The organism is Arthrobacter sp. WCS2018Hpa-7, from assembly GCF_031843805.1.
Lineage (GTDB): Bacteria > Actinomycetota > Actinomycetes > Actinomycetales > Micrococcaceae > Arthrobacter.
The window spans coordinates 136,243-152,143 of the sequence record NZ_JAVTJB010000010.1 but is presented as its reverse complement, the minus strand read 5'-3'; the positions used below and the strand labels follow the sequence as shown (position 1 = coordinate 152,143).

General features: G+C 63.0%; 12 protein-coding genes. 8 read left to right on the top strand and 4 right to left on the bottom strand.

Annotated features, from left to right (window positions below):
- Positions 1 to 171: 171 nt before the first annotated feature.
- Entirely contained in the window at positions 172 to 903 is a 732-nt protein-coding gene (locus RQH14_RS13095) for a glutamine amidotransferase (RefSeq protein WP_311213650.1), read from the bottom strand.
- Positions 904 to 1,051: 148 nt separating this feature from the next.
- Here RQH14_RS13095 and RQH14_RS13090 point away from each other — a divergent pair, with 148 nt between their 5' ends.
- Together RQH14_RS13090 and RQH14_RS13085 are read left to right on the top strand one after the other, a co-directional pair.
- Entirely contained in the window at positions 1,052 to 2,290 is a 1,239-nt protein-coding gene (locus RQH14_RS13090; protein WP_396136283.1) for an MFS transporter, read from the top strand.
- A gap of 170 nt (positions 2,291 to 2,460) precedes the next feature.
- Positions 2,461 to 3,774 carry an ammonium transporter gene (locus tag RQH14_RS13085; RefSeq protein WP_311213649.1) on the top strand — a complete coding sequence of 438 codons (1,314 nt, stop codon included), beginning with the start codon at positions 2,461 to 2,463 and terminating at the stop codon, positions 3,772 to 3,774.
- A gap of 139 nt (positions 3,775 to 3,913) precedes the next feature.
- On the opposite strand, the gene RQH14_RS13080 is transcribed toward RQH14_RS13085, so the two are convergent.
- Positions 3,914 to 4,510 carry a DUF1992 domain-containing protein gene (locus RQH14_RS13080; protein ID WP_311213648.1) on the bottom strand — a complete coding sequence of 199 codons (597 nt, stop codon included), beginning with the start codon at positions 4,508 to 4,510 and terminating at the stop codon, positions 3,914 to 3,916.
- A gap of 191 nt (positions 4,511 to 4,701) precedes the next feature.
- Positions 4,702 to 6,999 (bottom strand): bifunctional SulP family inorganic anion transporter/carbonic anhydrase, encoded by a 2,298-nt coding sequence (locus RQH14_RS13075; RefSeq protein WP_311213647.1) that lies wholly within the window; start codon positions 6,997 to 6,999, stop codon positions 4,702 to 4,704.
- A 348-nt stretch (positions 7,000 to 7,347) separates the two neighbouring features.
- Between RQH14_RS13075 and RQH14_RS13070 the strand changes: the two genes are divergently transcribed.
- The 4 genes from RQH14_RS13070 (at position 7,348) to RQH14_RS13055 (ending at position 12,711) form a co-directional block, all read left to right on the top strand.
- Positions 7,348 to 9,432, top strand: coding sequence for an FG-GAP-like repeat-containing protein (locus RQH14_RS13070; RefSeq protein WP_311213646.1), 2,085 nt, complete (start codon positions 7,348 to 7,350; stop codon positions 9,430 to 9,432).
- 110 nt (positions 9,433 to 9,542) lie between these two features.
- The gene (locus RQH14_RS13065; protein WP_311213645.1) at positions 9,543 to 10,622 is read left to right on the top strand and encodes an acyl-CoA dehydrogenase family protein; all 1,080 of its coding nucleotides are present in this window, start codon (positions 9,543 to 9,545) and stop codon (positions 10,620 to 10,622) included.
- Positions 10,616 to 11,974: a bifunctional PIG-L family deacetylase/class I SAM-dependent methyltransferase gene (locus tag RQH14_RS13060; RefSeq protein WP_311213644.1), complete on the top strand. Its 1,359-nt coding sequence runs from the start codon at positions 10,616 to 10,618 to the stop codon at positions 11,972 to 11,974. Before RQH14_RS13065 ends, RQH14_RS13060 begins: the two co-directional genes overlap by 7 nt.
- Positions 11,971 to 12,711 carry a glycosyltransferase gene (locus RQH14_RS13055; RefSeq protein WP_311213643.1) on the top strand — a complete coding sequence of 247 codons (741 nt, stop codon included), beginning with the start codon at positions 11,971 to 11,973 and terminating at the stop codon, positions 12,709 to 12,711. The genes RQH14_RS13060 and RQH14_RS13055 overlap by 4 nt, the downstream gene beginning before the upstream one ends.
- A 66-nt stretch (positions 12,712 to 12,777) precedes the next feature.
- Here RQH14_RS13055 and RQH14_RS13050 read toward each other — a convergent pair whose 3' ends face one another.
- Entirely contained in the window at positions 12,778 to 13,719 is a 942-nt protein-coding gene (locus RQH14_RS13050) for a LysR family transcriptional regulator (protein ID WP_311213642.1), read from the bottom strand.
- 120 nt (positions 13,720 to 13,839) lie between these two features.
- Here RQH14_RS13050 and RQH14_RS13045 point away from each other — a divergent pair, with 120 nt between their 5' ends.
- Both RQH14_RS13045 and RQH14_RS13040 read left to right on the top strand, forming a co-directional pair.
- Positions 13,840 to 14,832 (top strand): DUF1852 domain-containing protein, encoded by a 993-nt coding sequence (locus tag RQH14_RS13045; protein ID WP_311213641.1) that lies wholly within the window; start codon positions 13,840 to 13,842, stop codon positions 14,830 to 14,832.
- Between the two features lie 20 nt (positions 14,833 to 14,852).
- Positions 14,853 to 15,899 (top strand): methionine synthase, encoded by a 1,047-nt coding sequence (locus RQH14_RS13040; RefSeq protein WP_311213640.1) that lies wholly within the window; start codon positions 14,853 to 14,855, stop codon positions 15,897 to 15,899.
- The last annotated feature ends 2 nt before the right edge of the window (positions 15,900 to 15,901 follow it).

The window sequence follows — 15,901 nt, the reverse complement described above, 5'->3', positions numbered from 1 at the left end:
AGCAGGCCCCACAACACACCCTCCCTACGTTGCGAGGCCCGCTCTGCGCGGCACTCCTAGGATGAGGGGCGCACAGCAGGCCCCACAACACACCCTCCCTACGTTGCGAGGCCCGCTCTGCGCGGCACTCCTAGGATGAGGGGCGCACAGCAGGCCCCACAACACACCCACCTAGCGGGCGTAGAGCTCCGTGAAGTTCTTGAGCACCCGCATGGGTTCCGTTACGGACGATTCAAGGGCGGCAGCGATGAGTTCGTCGGCCTCGTGGGGCGGGAAGTAGCCTGCGTTCTTGTAGATGTTGATGCGGGTGATGAGCCCGTCGGCATCCAGTTCGGGGTGGAATTGCGTGGCGTAGAGGTTGTTCTTGATGCGGAACATATGCACCGGGCAGGCCGCCGAGCTGGCCAACAGCACGGCATGCTCGGGTAGTTCGCTGCACGCTTCCTTATGACCCACAAAAGCGTCGAACGTGTGCGGGACGCCCCGAAGCATGGGGTCCCGCTCTCCCTCGGCGGTGAGCTTGATCTCCGTGGGTCCCACGGCTTCGCCGAAGCGGCGGTCAATGGTGGCCCCTTGGTGAACACCGAGTGTCCCGACGCCGTAGCAGGCACCCAGGAACGGGAAGTCCTCGGCCACAATTCGGTCCAGGAGTGATGAGAGTTCCGTCTCAACCCGGATCTGGGCTGCGCTCTTCTCCTCCACAGGATCGCTGGACGTGTACGGGCTGCCGCCAACAATCACCCCGGAAAAGTCCGAGAGTTCAAAGGGCGGCAGAGGCCCGGATTCCAGCCGGACACGGACCAGTTCTTCCGGTTTCAGGCCGCAGTACTTGAGGTAGGCCTGGTACTCGTCATCGGCTGCAGCGTCTTCGGCGCGGGTGGCCAGCAAAAGGAAGGGCTTCACAGGCCCAGTCTGCGCGAGGAATGCCTGACGAACAAAGTGTGTTGGAGCGGAAGGGGTTTCTGACAGAGACTCCCTTGCATCGCCGTGGCTGCATAACGTTGGTAGGAACCCCGTGAAACAACAATGACTCACTCTTGAGGAGCAATCTTTGAAGCAGGACCCTTTGGTCGCCACGCACTCGTCCAAGGCGTCAGTTGCTGCACCGCAACTCCCCAAGAAGATCCCGTGGGGTGGCCTTCTGGTCCTGGCGGCAGCCGGTTTCACCGCCGTGACCACTGAGCTCCTGCCCTCGGGCCTGCTCCCCCAAATCAGCCGCGACCTCGGAGTGGACGAGTCGGCGGTGGGTTCACTGACTGCTGTGTACGCAGCGATCATCGTCTTCACAGCGCTGCCGTTGTCCCGGTTCCTGGCCGGACGGCTTCCCCGGAAGACACTGCTCATTGCCACCGTGCTGGCCTTTGCCCTGAGCAATGTCCTGCTCGCTTTCAGCCCCTCCTTGGGTTGGGCCATTGGGGCGAGGCTTCTTGGCGGCATCGCCCACGGCATGTTGTGGTCCAGCATGGCACCGTATGTGGCCCGCATCGTCCCCGCTCATTCCGTGGGCAAAGCCATGGCTGTGGTCTTCAGCGGCAACAGTATTGCGTTGGCCGTCGGTGCTCCCATCGGAACGTTGATGGGTTCGCTCATGACCTGGCGGGCCTCGTTCCTGGTCCTGGCCGGGGTTGGCGTCCTGCTGGCCGTGTTGGCTTTCTGGCTGCTCCCTGGCGCCCATGACCAAGCCAGCCAGAAGACCCCATCGCTCCGGGCAGCCATGAAACTGCCCGGCGTCATCGCCATCGCCATCGCATGGCCGCTCCTGCTGCTGGCCCACTTCACACTCTTCACCTACGTTGCTCCATTCCTTCTCGCCTCCGGGCTGCCGGAATCCGCCACCAGCCTGTCCCTTTCCGTGGTGGGCATCGCCAGCTTGGTGGGTATCTGGATTGCCGGTATGACCGCGGACTCCCGCCCGCGCACCTCGGTGATTGCCGCCGTCGGACTCTTGACCCTTGCGTTCGCCCTGTTGCCCGCACTTGGCGGCACCTGGGTGGGCGCGTTTGGACTGATGACGCTCTGGGGCATCGCGTTCGGCGCGGTGGGCATCTACAACCAGGCGGCGATCCTCCGTGCCGGCGGTGAGCACAAGGATGCTGCCAACGGCCTGACTGTGGTGACCATCCAACTGGGCATCGCCGTCGGTGCTGTGTACGGGGCGTTTGCCCTCACCACCGTGGGCGCACAACTGGTGCCGTTGGCGGCCGCCGTTCCCACGGCGATCGCACTCGTCATCATCATCGCCAGCCGTCGCGGCGGTTACCCTGCAGGGGGTCGCGAGAAGCGCCGTTAACATTCCCGAAACACGCCAGTGACGTGATCTTCACGAACGGGAGATTTCTGTAACTTACCTGCAACTTAGCTCTTCTGAGTCTGAAACATAGCTCACCGAATATTGATCGGGGGGTTGGTGTGGGCCGTGCAACAACGGTCCCGTTTCGGACAAGCTTGAAGGGAACGCAGGTGGAGATCTCTGCGCAACACGTCTGGCTGATGTTGTCATCGGCAATGGTGCTTTTCATGACCCCGGGCCTCGGCCTGTTCTACGGCGGCATGACCCGCGCCAAGGCAGCTCTGAACATGATCATGATGAGCTTCATCTCGGCGGGCATCGTGGGTGTTGTCTGGGTCCTGTGGGGCTACTCGATGACCACCGGCGACGGCTTCCTCGGCCTGTTCGGCAACCCGTTCGCGCACTTCGGCCTGCAGGATCTCATGGGCTCACCCGATCTCATCAAGGCAGGCTTCGCTGCGACGTTTGCCATCATTACAGTGGCCCTCATCAGCGGTGCCATCGCCGACCGTGCCAAGTTCGGAGCCTGGGCTTTGTTCGTGCCGATCTGGGTGACGGTTGTTTACTGCCCGCTGGCGTACATGGTCTGGGGCGGTGGCCTCATGAGTGCAGGGGGTGCCCTCACGCAGATCTTCGGCCAGGTCATCGACTTCGCCGGTGGCGCAGTGGTTGAGGTCAGCTCCGGAACTGCCGCTTTCGTCCTCGCCTTGATCGTGGGAAAGCGTCACGGATTCGCCAAGGACCCCAACCACCGCCCGCACAACGTGCCGTTCATCATGATCGGCGCAGCCATCCTCTGGTTCGGCTGGTTCGGTTTCAACGGCGGCGCGGCCAGCACGGTGGAGCAGGCGGGCCTCATCTGGGTCAACACCCTGGTCACCCCGGCCGCGGCGATGCTGAGCTGGCTGGTGGTGGAGAAGGTCCGTCACGGTCACCCCACTTCCTTGGGTGCGGCGTCCGGCGTGGTGGCCGGCCTCGTGGCCATCACCCCGTCCTGCGCCAACATCACTCCGCTCGCAGCTCTTGGCCTGGGCCTCGTGGCCGGCGCTGCCTGCGCAGTGTTCGTTGACCTGAAGTACAAGTTCGGTTTCGACGACTCCCTCGACGTTGTGGGCGTGCACTTCGGCGCCGGTGTGATCGGCACGCTGTCCCTGGGCTTCATCGCCTTCCCCACCGAGGGCACGGCCGGCGGCCTCCTCTACGGCGGCGGTCCGCAGCAGCTGATCGCGCAGACCATGGCCGTACTGATCACCATTGCGCTCTCCGGCCTGGGCACTCTGGTCATCGGCCGGGCCATCCACAAGACCATCGGCTTCCGCGTGGCCCACGAGCACGAAGTCACCGGTGTGGACCTCACCCAGCACGCCGAGTCCGCCTACGAGTTCGGACTCACCGCCCACGGCCACTTCCGCCAGCAGCAGGCGCACCTGTCTGCTTTGATCAAGCGGAAGCCCGAAGAGGCCAAGGAAGACAGCTTCGCCTAACGGCACCCTCACCAAACAGCGGCCGACGGCGGGACCTGGGTCCCGTCGCCGGCCGCTGTTTTCTGCCGTCCCGCCCAAGTAGGTAGCAGTTGAGCGCGTTTTGAGCGGTCAAAACGCGCTCTGCTGCGACTTAGATGGGCTAGCCGGAGCCGTTCCAGATCCGCTGCCACCACGTCCGTTTGCCCGGCAGTTCGGTCTCCGGCTCGGGAGGGGCTGCGGCTGCCCGGCGTTCCCGCCACTTTTCCAGTTCAGCGTCCACGTCGCGGAGATTGGTGATCACTGGCGGCCCGCCTTGGAGTTGCCGCCGGGCCTCGATAACGCGTTTGTTGAAGTCCTCCAGCATGTCCCGCACTTGTTTATCCGTGTACTGCTGGTCCAGCTTGACGTCGAGTTCGGAGTCCTCAATCCGGAGCAGAATGGCGGGCGGACCGATCCCGCTGAGACGTTCGCGTTGGATGAGGCCCTTGACCCACCAGTCGGGATCATAGTGCTCGCCCAGCCCGGGGATTGGTTTGCCGGCGTATTTGAGGTTGTCGAACTTGCCCTGGTTCATGGCTTCCCGGATGAGGTACTCAACCCGGGCGGCGTCATCCACTTTGCGGCGTTTTTCGCGTTCCTCGGCATCGGCGGCCTCGAGCTCCGCCTCTTCCTCCGCGTTGCCGCCCCACGACCGTACGGCACGCAGTTCGGCGCCGCGCTCAAGTCGGCGCCTGAAGGCGTTGTTCTCGGCATTCACGTTCTGCCACCTCCTCGCACGGCAGCCCTCGCCTGCCGGACATCGTGATTCCAGTATTCCGCACGTTGCCGTGGTTGGGGCATGTACCCCCACCACCTGCTTTGAAACCACGACGACCCCCGACACGCCGTGAAGGCAGCGTGCCGGGGGCCGTCCGGAGCCCGAAGTGGGTGGTGGGGGTCCGGCGGAAACTAGGAGCGGACAGCCATGCTCGGATCCAACTGCTCGATACCCTCAGGCGTCACCAGCACCACCCGGGCGGTGCAGATGTCATAGAACAACCCCGTGGCCTGCACGTGACCCGAAGCCAGGGCTGGCCCAGTGACGGGGTGGTCCTCCAGCTTCCGGAGCTGCATGGCAATGTTCACCATGCTCAGCTGGTCCAGCCTGCTGTAGCCGTCGGCCTCGGCCGCGCGGGCAACAGGGTGGCCGGCGAGCAACGCCGAGTAGCTGGGACGCGCGTGCTCCAGCCAGGAATCGAATCCCGCGCCCAGGGCAGGTGCAGAACCCTCAGCATCAGCAATGACGGCCTTCATAGCACCGCAATTGGAGTGGCCACAGATGACAATCGAATCCACGGACAATGCTTTGACCGCGAAGGACAACGTGGAATCAATGGAGGCATCCCGTCCATCGCTGCACACCACGTTGCCAATGTTGCGGAGCGTGAGGAGGTCACCCGGTCCGCTGCTGGTGATCAGGTTGGGGTTGACGCGGGAGTCGACACACGCCACGAACAGCGTGTCCGGGTTCTGGCTTTCGGTGAGGTCCTGAACCAAGGGGCGGACCTTGTCTGCGTGCCGGCGATGGTATTTGTCGATGCCCAGGAGGATGGACCGCAGCGGCGGCTGCCCGCCGTCGTCGTCTGCTGTTGGATCGTCACCGGACGGCAGCCAGGACGTGCGCGGCGGCAGCGGGAATTCGCGCGGGTCCTGCCGCTGGGGAGTGTTGTCCTCAGCGTCCGTGAAAGCAGTGGTTCCGTGTTCCTCCAGAACCACGGACGCGCCGGTGTTCCGGTGCTGCTTCTGCCAAGCGACCAACGCTTCGCGGAAGGCGTGGTCCAGGTAGTCGGCGTTGAGTTCCACCACGGCGTTCTGGCCTTCGGGAACGGAGTGGAGGACGCGGTTGAGCCGGGGCAGCGCGAAGAAGCTGCACGATCCGGCGATGACAACGCGCCACGGCAGGGCCGGACCGGCGGGCGCATGGGCATTGATCTGCGCCCGGAGTACGCGCCACAAAACGCAGAGGGCGGCGAGGGCCAGGCCGATCATGACGCCTTCGAGCAAGTTGAGGACCACGACGCACACCAGGGTGACGCTGTACACCAGAAGCTCGCCGGTGCGGAGGCTGGTCCGGATGTCGGCGACCTTGATGAGCTTAGCGCCGATGACCAGCAGCAGGCCGGCCAGCACGGACAGCGGAATGAGTTGGATGAGCCCGGCGAACAGGGCGGAGAAGACGAGGACCCAGACGCCGTGCAGGATGGCGGAGGTGCGGCTCGCGGCGCCGGCTTCAACGTTGGTGGCGCTGCGGACAATCACCCCGGTCACGGGGAGTCCGCCGAGCATGCCGGAGACGACGTTGGCGGAGCCTTGGCCCACCAGTTCACGGTTGAGGTTGGTGCGCGAACCGCCGTGCATTTTGTCGACGGCGACCGCTGACAGGAGCGATTCGATGCTGGCAATCAGGGCCACCGTGATGACTGCCATGCCCGCTGCGCGCCAGTTGCCGTCGGGCAGGCTGGGGAGGGCAATGGCGTCGAAAATCGATCCGCTGAAGCTGATGCGCTCAACATTAGGAGCCACCGCTACGGACAGGGCGGTGACGGCGACGACGGCGGCCAGCGGGCCAGGCACTTTTCGCACCGCTGCCGGCAAGTATTTCCAGGCCATCAGGATGGCAACAACGGCAAGCCCCAGCAACGCCGAGTGCAGCTCCACGTTGGTGATGGCTGCTGGCAGGGCCGTCAGGTTTTCGACGGCTGACCCAGCAGCTTGGCCGCCGAGCAGCACGTGCAGTTGCTGCAGGATGATGGTGATGCCGATGCCGGCGAGCATCGCCTTGACCACCACTGGCGACACTGCCAGCGCGGCCCGGCCGATGCGGCTGACACCCATCAGTAACTGCACGACGCCGGCGCCGACCGTGATGGCGCACGTCACCGCCCAGCCGAATTCGTCCACAAGACCGGCGACGACGACGGTCAGGCCGGCTGCGGGGCCGCTCACCTGCAGTGGGGACCCGCCCAGGCTGCCGGCAACGATTCCACCAACGGCTGCGGCGATGAGCCCTGCCATGACTGGGGCTCCGGAGGCGGCGGCAATACCCAGCGACAGTGGGAGTGCGACGAGGAAGACTACAAGGGACGCGGGAAGGTCCGCGCCGAGGTTGCTGAGGAAGCTTGGCTTGGCTGCACCTTTGCCCGGGTTCTTTCCCGGCGGGCTGTGGGAGTCAGTGGGGACGGTAGCGGAATCATTGGGCTGCGGCATGGTGGTCCTTGAGCTTGGGAATGCTGACCCTCCCAAGCTACGGAACTTGTCACCGTTAATGACAACAAGATGTGACAAGCGTGACAAAAGCTGTGAAGATGCGCTTCATGTTGGGACCCATAGGAACTTTCGTGGGGGTGGAGCGCGTTGGGGCGTTCGCGGGCCGCGAGTCCCATGCCCGCAATAATGCGACGCGGATCACGATGCGGGCCGTACGGGCTGTAGGCTTCGCTGGTTGAAGCGATAGTCGCGCATTGGATTTTGGGGGTTGGGCCGTTGGCTGCTCGGGGTAGGTTTTTGTCTTTCAGCAGCGGCCCCGGCCGGAGTCTATCTGCCGCACTTCTGGCAGTGATCACTGCACTGTCGGTCTTGGTGGTGGTGGGTACACCGTCGGCAAACGCCGACGTCCTGACGGATCACATCGTCAAAGCCAGCGCCCCCTACGACGTGGCTGTCAATGCCACGACCGGCAGAACCTACGTAGCGAACTGGCACGGGAAATCCGTTACGGTCATCGACGGCGCTACGGCAGCGACGAGGTCGATCGCGGTGACCGACTATCCCGAGAACATCGCCATCAATGAAAAGACCAACAAAATCTATGTCACTCACGCGGCGAGCGACACGATTACCGTCATTGATGGGATGTCCGAAACAACAACAAGAATCACCGTGGATTCCCGCTTGGGAAAAATGGTTGTAAATCAAGCCACCAATGAGATTTATGTTGCCAGCGAGGGACCACCGGGCGGCGTCTATGTCATCAATGGCGCCAGCAGGTCCGTCACCCATGTTCCATTTTTTGGAGATGTCAGGGCGCTTGCAGTCGATGAATCCAGCAACAAGCTCTATGCCACCGCTTGGGAGGGCAACAAAATAGCCGTCCTCGACGGGGTCACCAAAACTGTCACCCAGATTGACCTGGGCACGCCTGCACAGTCCGTGGTGCTGAACCCCACTACAAATATGGTCTATTTCAGCTGCCCGACTGCTCAGGCATTTGCAGTCCTCAACGGGGGCACAAACCAACTTTCCCTGGTTCCCACAGGGTCGAACTCCCGCCCGGGTGTTTTAGCCATCAACCGCAAAGCCAACATGGTCTACGCCGCGGACGAAGGCAATCAGTATCTGACAGCACTCGACGCAACAACAATGAGTCTTGTCAACACGCCGACTGAGCGCACCCACTACATGGACATTGCTGTCAATGAAGCCACGAACAAGGTTTACGCCTCCGACTTTTACCAATCGCTGGTTACCGTGTTCGACGCCAAGGCTAAGGTCCTCGGGCACGTACGGGGTTTCAATAATCCCGAGTCACTGGCAGTTAATCAAAAAACCAACACGATCTACGTCGCCAATCGCGGAGCAGGTCAGGTCCGGACCATCGACGGAAAAAACGTCGCACCCATCATCACTTCCAGCCTTCCACCGAACACCGGCACCGTGGGAGCCCAATACCGACACACGATGACGGCGAGCGGCTCACTGACACCGCAGTTCAAAGTTGCCAGTGGTGCACTGCCCCCAGGCCTGACCCTGGTGTCACAGAATCCAAATGGACTCCTATCCGGCGTTCCCAGCATCCCTGGAACCTTCAGCTTCCGCATCTCTGCCAGCAACGGTTACGGCCCGGATGCACTGACCCCAACCATCACGATCACTATCAAGCCGGCTGATATCAGGCACGACTTCACCGGCGACAAAAAGCCGGACGTCCTGGCCCGGACCAACAGCGGAGACTTGTGGCTCTATCCGGGCAACGGCAGCGGCGGCTGGCAGTCGCCGTCCATGGTGGGCCAAGGTTGGAACGTCATGACGGCTATCGTCTCTCCCGGGGATTTCACGGGTGACGGTAAAGCGGATGTACTGGCCCGTGACACCACCGGAGTCTTCTGGCTATATCCAGGTAACGGCCAAGGAGGCTGGCAAGCCAGGCTGCAAGTAGGCCAAGGCTGGAATGCCATGACCGCAATTACGGGAATTGGTGATCTTGACCTGGATGGTTATGCCGACGTCGTAGCCCGTGACAGCTCCGGACAGTTGTGGCAGTACCGCGGCAACGGCCGGGGCGGTTGGCTAACCCAGGAGATGGTTGGCAGAGACCTCAATGGCATGAACTTTATCTCCGGCCCCGGAGACATCACGAAGGACGGTACCCAGGATTTATTGACCCGTGACGCCAACGGAACGCTCTGGAGTTTCAAGGGCTACGCGCAATCATCCTTCGACTGGGGCGTCCAAGTCGGTTGGGGCTGGAACGCCATGACAGCCATGGCAACGCCCGGCGACTTCAACAGCGACGGCAACGTGGACCTCCTGGCCCGCGACTCAGCCGGCACTCTGTGGCTCTACCCCGGCAATGGCAAACTCGGCTGGCTCCCCCGAGTCCAGGTCGGTTCCGGCTGGAACGTCATGAACGCCATCATCTAGAAGCCGGAACAAAACACGCAAACCACCAGAACGACGGCGGACACCTCCCGCCGTCGTTCAGTTGCCTTCCGTACACATAACCTAAGGTCCCTTAGTTTAGGCTTGGGGTCATGAGCGACTCCGAAGCCCAGCCTGTACGCATCAGTTCCGAACCTGCCCAACTGCAAGCCCTCGAGCCCATGCTGGAAAAAGTGCGGGAAGCTGTGGGCGATGTCCCTGCACTGCTGGCAATAGCCGAGGAAATCGGCCAAACCGCCCCGAAGCCCGGCGAGGGAAATACCGCCAAGCTCTGGGAGCTCCTGGCGTCCGTTACAGCCATGGACGTGGCGGCCGGGCGGGTGCTTGAGCCTCACTTGGACGCCGTAGCGATTCTGGAGCAGGTCGGAAATCACAACCAGCCGGAGGGCGCCTGGGGAGTCTTCGCCGCCGAAGGCCCGGGCCTGAAGCTCGAGGCCAAGCGCGACAACACCGGAAGCTACGTCCTCAACGGATCCAAACCCTGGTGCTCGCTCGCGGCCCAACTGGATGGTGCAGTGATCACAGCCCACACCGAGGACAACAGCCGGGCCGCATTCGCTGTGAACCTGAAGGACCCCGGAGCGTCCTGCGAAACACCCCAGTGGACCAGCCGAGGTCTGCAGGAAATTCCCAGCGGCACCGTCCACTTCGACCAAGTCCCAGCAACCCCCGTCGGCGGTGAAGGGTGGTATTTCACACGACCCGGCTTCGCTTGGGGCGGCATGGGCGTTGCTGCGTGCTGGCTCGGCGGAGCAGTTGCCGTTGCCCGGGATTTCAAGACCGCACTGGCCAAGGGCGCGGACAACGGCAGGGAACCGGACCAAATCGCCCTCGCCTCCTTGGGTGAGGTGGACAGGATCATCACGTCCGTCACCGGGTACCTTGCCCAAACGGCAGAGAGAATCGACGCCGGCGAACTGGACAGCCGCGGCGCTGACACCAGCGGCCCCAGCGCCTGGAGCGAAGCCCTGCGCATCCGCGGAACGGTAGCCGCCGCCGTCGAGCGTGTCCAAACAGTGGTGACGCAGAACCTTGGCCCCGCGCCGCTGGCGTTCAACGAAGCGTACGGAAAGCGCATGGCCGATCTCTCGCTGTACATCCGGCAGCACCACGCCATGCGGGACGACGCCCAACTTGGCGCGCTGACGCTGAAGGGGGAACGGCAGTGGTGACTTTCTCCCACACTGACACCGGAACGCCGGAACAGGAGTGGGCAGCGTCAGGAGTAGCTGCCCTCCCCGAACTGCCGCTGGACACATCAGAGCTTGCGGCCAGGAAGTTCGTGGTCCTGGCCGCGCATCCGGACGATGAAACGCTCGGCGCCGGTGGATTCCTGGCAAGGCTGCACGCGGCCGGCGCGGCTGTCGAGCTGATCCTGTGCACCGCAGGCGAGGCATCGCATCCTGACTCGCCAACCACGACGCCGGAACGACTTGCCGCTGTCAGGCTCGCTGAGTTCACCACGGCGGTGTCAGGGCTGGCGCCCAGCGCGATGTGGCGGTTCCTGGAACTCCCCGACGGACAGTTGGCTGCCCATGCTGACCGTATTGCTGCGGTAATTCGCGAGAGCATCGCGGGGCGAACGGCGGAGGACATAGTGATCGTGGCTCCCTACCGTTCCGACGGCCATACGGATCACGACACCCTTGGCACGGTCGCCGCGGACCTCGCCACACACGACGGCTACGGACTCCTGGAGTACCCCATCTGGTACTGGTTGTGGGCAGGAACTGGGGACACCACCTGGAATGGTTGGGTGCGCGTGCCCCTGAGCCAGGAAGAACAACAAGCCAAGGCCAAAGCAATGCACGCACACGCCTCGCAAACAGAGCCGCTTTCCGGACTACTGGGCGATGAGACGCTGCTGTCCGGGACGTTCCTGGAGCACTTCGAGCGGCCCTGGGAAACGTTCGCCTGGCACCCCTCCACAGCAGGGAGCAACAGCGCAGCGGACGCGGAACGCATCTTCGACGAGGTCCATTCAAGGGAAGAGGACCCTTGGAGCTACACCACAAGCTGGTACGAACGCCGCAAGAGGGCGCTGACCCTGGCGGCCCTGCCCGAGGAAAGCTACGAATCCGGGCTGGAGATCGGGTGTTCCATCGGCACCCTCAGCAAAGAACTCGCCCGGCGCTGCGGGACGTTCCTTGGGGTGGATGCGAGCTCCGCGGCACTGGCCCAAGCCGCGAAGAGGCTCGCCGGGCACCCTTCCGCGGAGGTCAAGCACCTCACCATGCCCCATGAATGGCCTGACGGCATGTTCGATCTCGTGGTGCTGTCCGAGACAGGCTATTACCTTTCGCGGGAAGAACTCACCGAACTGCTGACAAGGATCCAGGCCTCAACCACGCCCGGCGGAACACTGCTTCTGTGCCATTGGCGTCATCCGATTTCCGGCTGGGAGTTGGACGCGGAGTCGGTGCACGCCATGGCCCGTACCCACCTCGGCTGGCCAACCCACGGGCTCTATCAGGAGAAGGACTTCATGCTGGAAGTCTTCACAGCACCGGACACCTCGCCATGACGGACTCTCAAACCATCACCAGCGTCATTGTGGTGATGCCTGCCCATAACGAGGACCGGCATATCGGCAAGGCCCTCGCAGCGCTCAAGACAGCAGCGGACGCCTTGCAACGGGAGCGACCGGGAACCAGCGTTTCCATCGTCGTGGTCCTGGACTGCTGCACGGACCGCTCCGCTGACATTACGGCAGCGTACGTTTCCGCCGACCCCCGTTTCGGGGCCATGGACGTGAAACTGCGGAGTACCGGTGCCAGCCGCGACGCCGGCATCCGTGCCGCCTTGGATTGTATGCCCGGAGACGGAACAGCGACCACCTGGTTGGCGACCACCGATGCCGACTCCGCGGTCCCGGAACACTGGCTGGTGCGGCAAGTGGAGTTGGCCAACGCGGGAGCTGACGCCATCCTCGGCTCGGTTGAACCAGACCCCGACGACGTGGATCCGGCAGTACTGAGGCGCTGGCTGGAGCTACACCCGTTCCGCGAGGACCACCCCCACATCTATGGAGCCAACCTGGGCATCAGGGCATCGGCGTATCTCGCGGCGGGCGGGTTCCCGAAACTGCGGGCCCACGAAGATCGGGTCCTTGTGGAACAGCTCCGCGGCCAAAGATTCGTGGTCACCGCGACGGACACTACCCGGGTGGTGACCTCCGGGAGGACCCACGCCCGCGCGCCGGAGGGTTTCGCGGCCTACCTTCGCACTTTGGGCGCGGAACTTCCGGCAGCGACCGGCTAAGCCGCCGGTGCTATCTTCGACTGCCGTAGTCGCGTTCGACGGCGACGGCGTACCCGCGCGCTGCCGTCAGTCGAGCAGCGCTACGCCGAACTCAGCGACGACGGCCCGCAATTCCCTGAGGTAGTGCTGCGCTTGGTCGGTAAGCGGAATCGCTGCGTGGCCGATCCAGCCGATCTCGATGCGTTCGTCAACGTCGAGCGGGATGGCGACGATCTCCGGGTCGAGCTGCCCGCTGATGATGCCCGTCGAGATCGTGTAGCCGTGGAGTCCGATCATGAGGTTGAAGATCGTGGCACGGTCAGAGACCCGGATCTCCTGCTTACTGGACATGGTGGAGAGAATCTCCTCGGCGAAGTAAAAGGAGTTGTTCGCACCTTGATCGAAGGTCAGCCGCGCCAAGCCGGCGAGATCATCGAGGGTCGCACGCTCTTTTGAGGCGAGCGGGTTATTCCGTGAAATGAAAATGTGCGGATCGGCGAGGAAAAGCGGAGTGAACGCGAGGCCGGATTCCCGGAGCAGCTTGTCGATGATCTTCCGGTTGAAATCGTTCCGGTAGAGGATGCCTATCTCGCTGCGGAGCGTCCGGACATCCTCGATGATGTCCCAAGTGCGGGATTCACGGAGCGAGAACTCGTATTCGGCCACATCAGTGGCCTTGACCATCCGGACGAAGGCGTCCACCGCGAACGAGTAGTGCTGCGTTGACACCCCGAGCAGACGTCGTCGCGGTGGCCTGCCAAGGTAGCGCTGCTCGAGGAGAGCAAACTGCTCCACGACCTGCCTCGCGTAGCCAAGGAACTCTACCCCGTCGGCGGTGAGGGTGGCCCCGCGGGCGGAGCGAACCAGGAGCGCACGGCCAACCCGGGCCTCAAGGTCCTTCATCGATGCGGACATTGTCGGCTGCGCTACGTAGAGAAGATCGGCAGCCGCGGAGATCGACCCCTCTGCTGCAACTTCTATGAAGTAGCGGAGCTGCTGCAGGGTCAATCCGCTCGAAATCTGGGCCATAGGAAAATTCTATATCAATGCATAGCAACCACTAGTTACCTGATACCCCTCCCAAGGCTGCACCATGGATACATCCCCTTCGGAAAGGCCGTCTCCGGCCCATCAACGGAATGGCAGCACATGGCAGACGACTTCACCTTCAGCATCACCACGACCCCCTTCGACGAGGACTACTCGCCGTCGGAAGGCTCGCGGATCACCACGAATTTCGCCAACCTGGCACGGGGCGAGCACCGCCAGGAGAACCTCCGCAACGCCTTGACCATGATTCGGCGCCGCTTCAACGATCTCGCCAGCTGGGACAACCCGGACCGGGACCGTTACACGCTCGAACTTGAGATCGTTTCCGTGCAGATAGAGTTCACTGCAGAAGGCACGGATCAGAAGTTCCCCCTGTTCGAGGTTCTCGACATCCAGATCGTGGACCAGCTGAACGGGGTCCGTCACCAAGGGATCGTCGGGAACAACTTCTCCTCCTACGTCCGTGACTTCGACTTCAGCGTCGTACTGCCAGCGGCAGCAGCGGAGGCAGGCAAGCCCACCGTTCCCGAGGACTTCGGCGATCTTCACGGAAAACTGTTCCAGCAATTCCTCGATTCCCCGGCATGCCAGGAACGTTTCCCGCAACCGCCAGTGGTGTGCATCAGCGTCTCCACGACCAAGACGTACCGGCGAACGGAGAACCATCACCCCGTTCTGGGCGTCGAGTACCAGCAGGACGAGTTCTCACTGACGGACGCGTACTTCGCAAAGATGGGGCTGCAGGTTCGCTACTTCATGCCACGCGGCAGCGTAGCGCCGCTCGCCTTCTATTTCCGCGGCGACCTGCTCAACGACTACTCCAACCTGCAGCTCATCGGCACGATCAGCACCATGGAGACGTTCCAGAAGATCTACCGCCCGGAGGTCTACAACGCGAACTCCGCCGCCGCCGTCGTCTACCAACCGAACCTGGGAGAGCAGGATTACTCGCGGACCCAGATCGACTACGACCGCGTCGAGCGCAGTCAGCTAGCGGTCACTCAGGCGAAGTACACGGAGGAACACTTCATCACGCCCCACAAGGATCTATTGGACCAGTGGACCGCCAAATACCCCGCCCTCGTCAACTGACCCACGGAGAATCGTCAATCATGAACACACTTTTGCCCACCACTGTTGTCGGAAGCCTGCCCAAACCATCGTGGCTCGCACAGCCGGAGACCCTGTGGTCCCCGTGGAAGCTGGAGGGAGACACGCTGCTCGAGGGCAAGCAGGATGCGCTGCGCATCGCCATCCATGAACAGAGCCGACGCGGCATCGACATCGTCAGCGACGGCGAGCAAACCCGCCAGCACTTCGTCACGACCTTCATCGAGCATCTCAGCGGGGTCGACTTTGAACAGCGCAAGACCGTGCGCATCCGCGATCGCTACGACGCGAGTGTGCCGACCGTCGTCGGGCCGGTGCGCCGCGAGCGGCCGGTATTCGTCGACGACGCGAAGTTCCTCCGTGCAACCACCGACCGGCCGATCAAATGGACTCTTCCCGGCCCAATGACCATGGTGGACACACTCTTCGATGACCACTACAAGAGCCGCGATAAGCTGGCCTGGGAGTTCGCTGCGATCCTGAACCAGGAGGCGAAAGAGCTGGAGGCGGCCGGCGTGGACATCATCCAGTTCGACGAGCCCGCGTTCAATGTCTTCCTCGATGAGGTCAAGGACTGGGGCGTGGCCGCGCTTGAGCGAGCGGCAGAGGGGCTGCGTGCGGAGACCGCTGTGCATATCTGCTACGGCTACGGGATCAAGGCGAATAATGACTGGAAGGCGACGCTCGGCTCGCAGTGGCGGCAGTACGAGGAAACGTTCCCGCTGCTTCAGAACTCCAGCATCGACATCATCTCGCTCGAATCCCAGAACTCCCACGTGCCCATGGACCTCATCGAGCTCCTCCGCGGCAAGAAAGTCATGCTCGGGGCAATCGACGTCGCAAGCGAGACCATCGAGACCCCGGAAGAAGTCGCCGACACCCTCCGCAAGGCCCTGCAGTTCGTCGATGCGGACAAGCTCATCCCCAGCTCCAACTGCGGCATGGCACCGTTCCCCCGCGACGTCGCACTGGCCAAGCTCAGTGCACTCAGCGCAGGGACGAGAATCGTTCGCGAGGAACTCGCCCGCTCCGCACCCAGGGTGTCCTAACG

Coding starts and splice junctions, on each gene's coding strand:
- RQH14_RS13065 (WP_311213645.1), top strand. CDS start 9,543: ATGAGCGACTCCGAAGCCCAGCCTGTACGCATCAGTTCCGAACCTGCC.
- RQH14_RS13040 (WP_311213640.1), top strand. CDS start 14,853: ATGAACACACTTTTGCCCACCACTGTTGTCGGAAGCCTGCCCAAACCA.
- RQH14_RS13045 (WP_311213641.1), top strand. CDS start 13,840: ATGGCAGACGACTTCACCTTCAGCATCACCACGACCCCCTTCGACGAG.
- RQH14_RS13055 (WP_311213643.1), top strand. CDS start 11,971: ATGACGGACTCTCAAACCATCACCAGCGTCATTGTGGTGATGCCTGCC.
- RQH14_RS13050 (WP_311213642.1), bottom strand. CDS start 13,719: ATGGCCCAGATTTCGAGCGGATTGACCCTGCAGCAGCTCCGCTACTTC.
- RQH14_RS13075 (WP_311213647.1), bottom strand. CDS start 6,999: ATGCCGCAGCCCAATGATTCCGCTACCGTCCCCACTGACTCCCACAGC.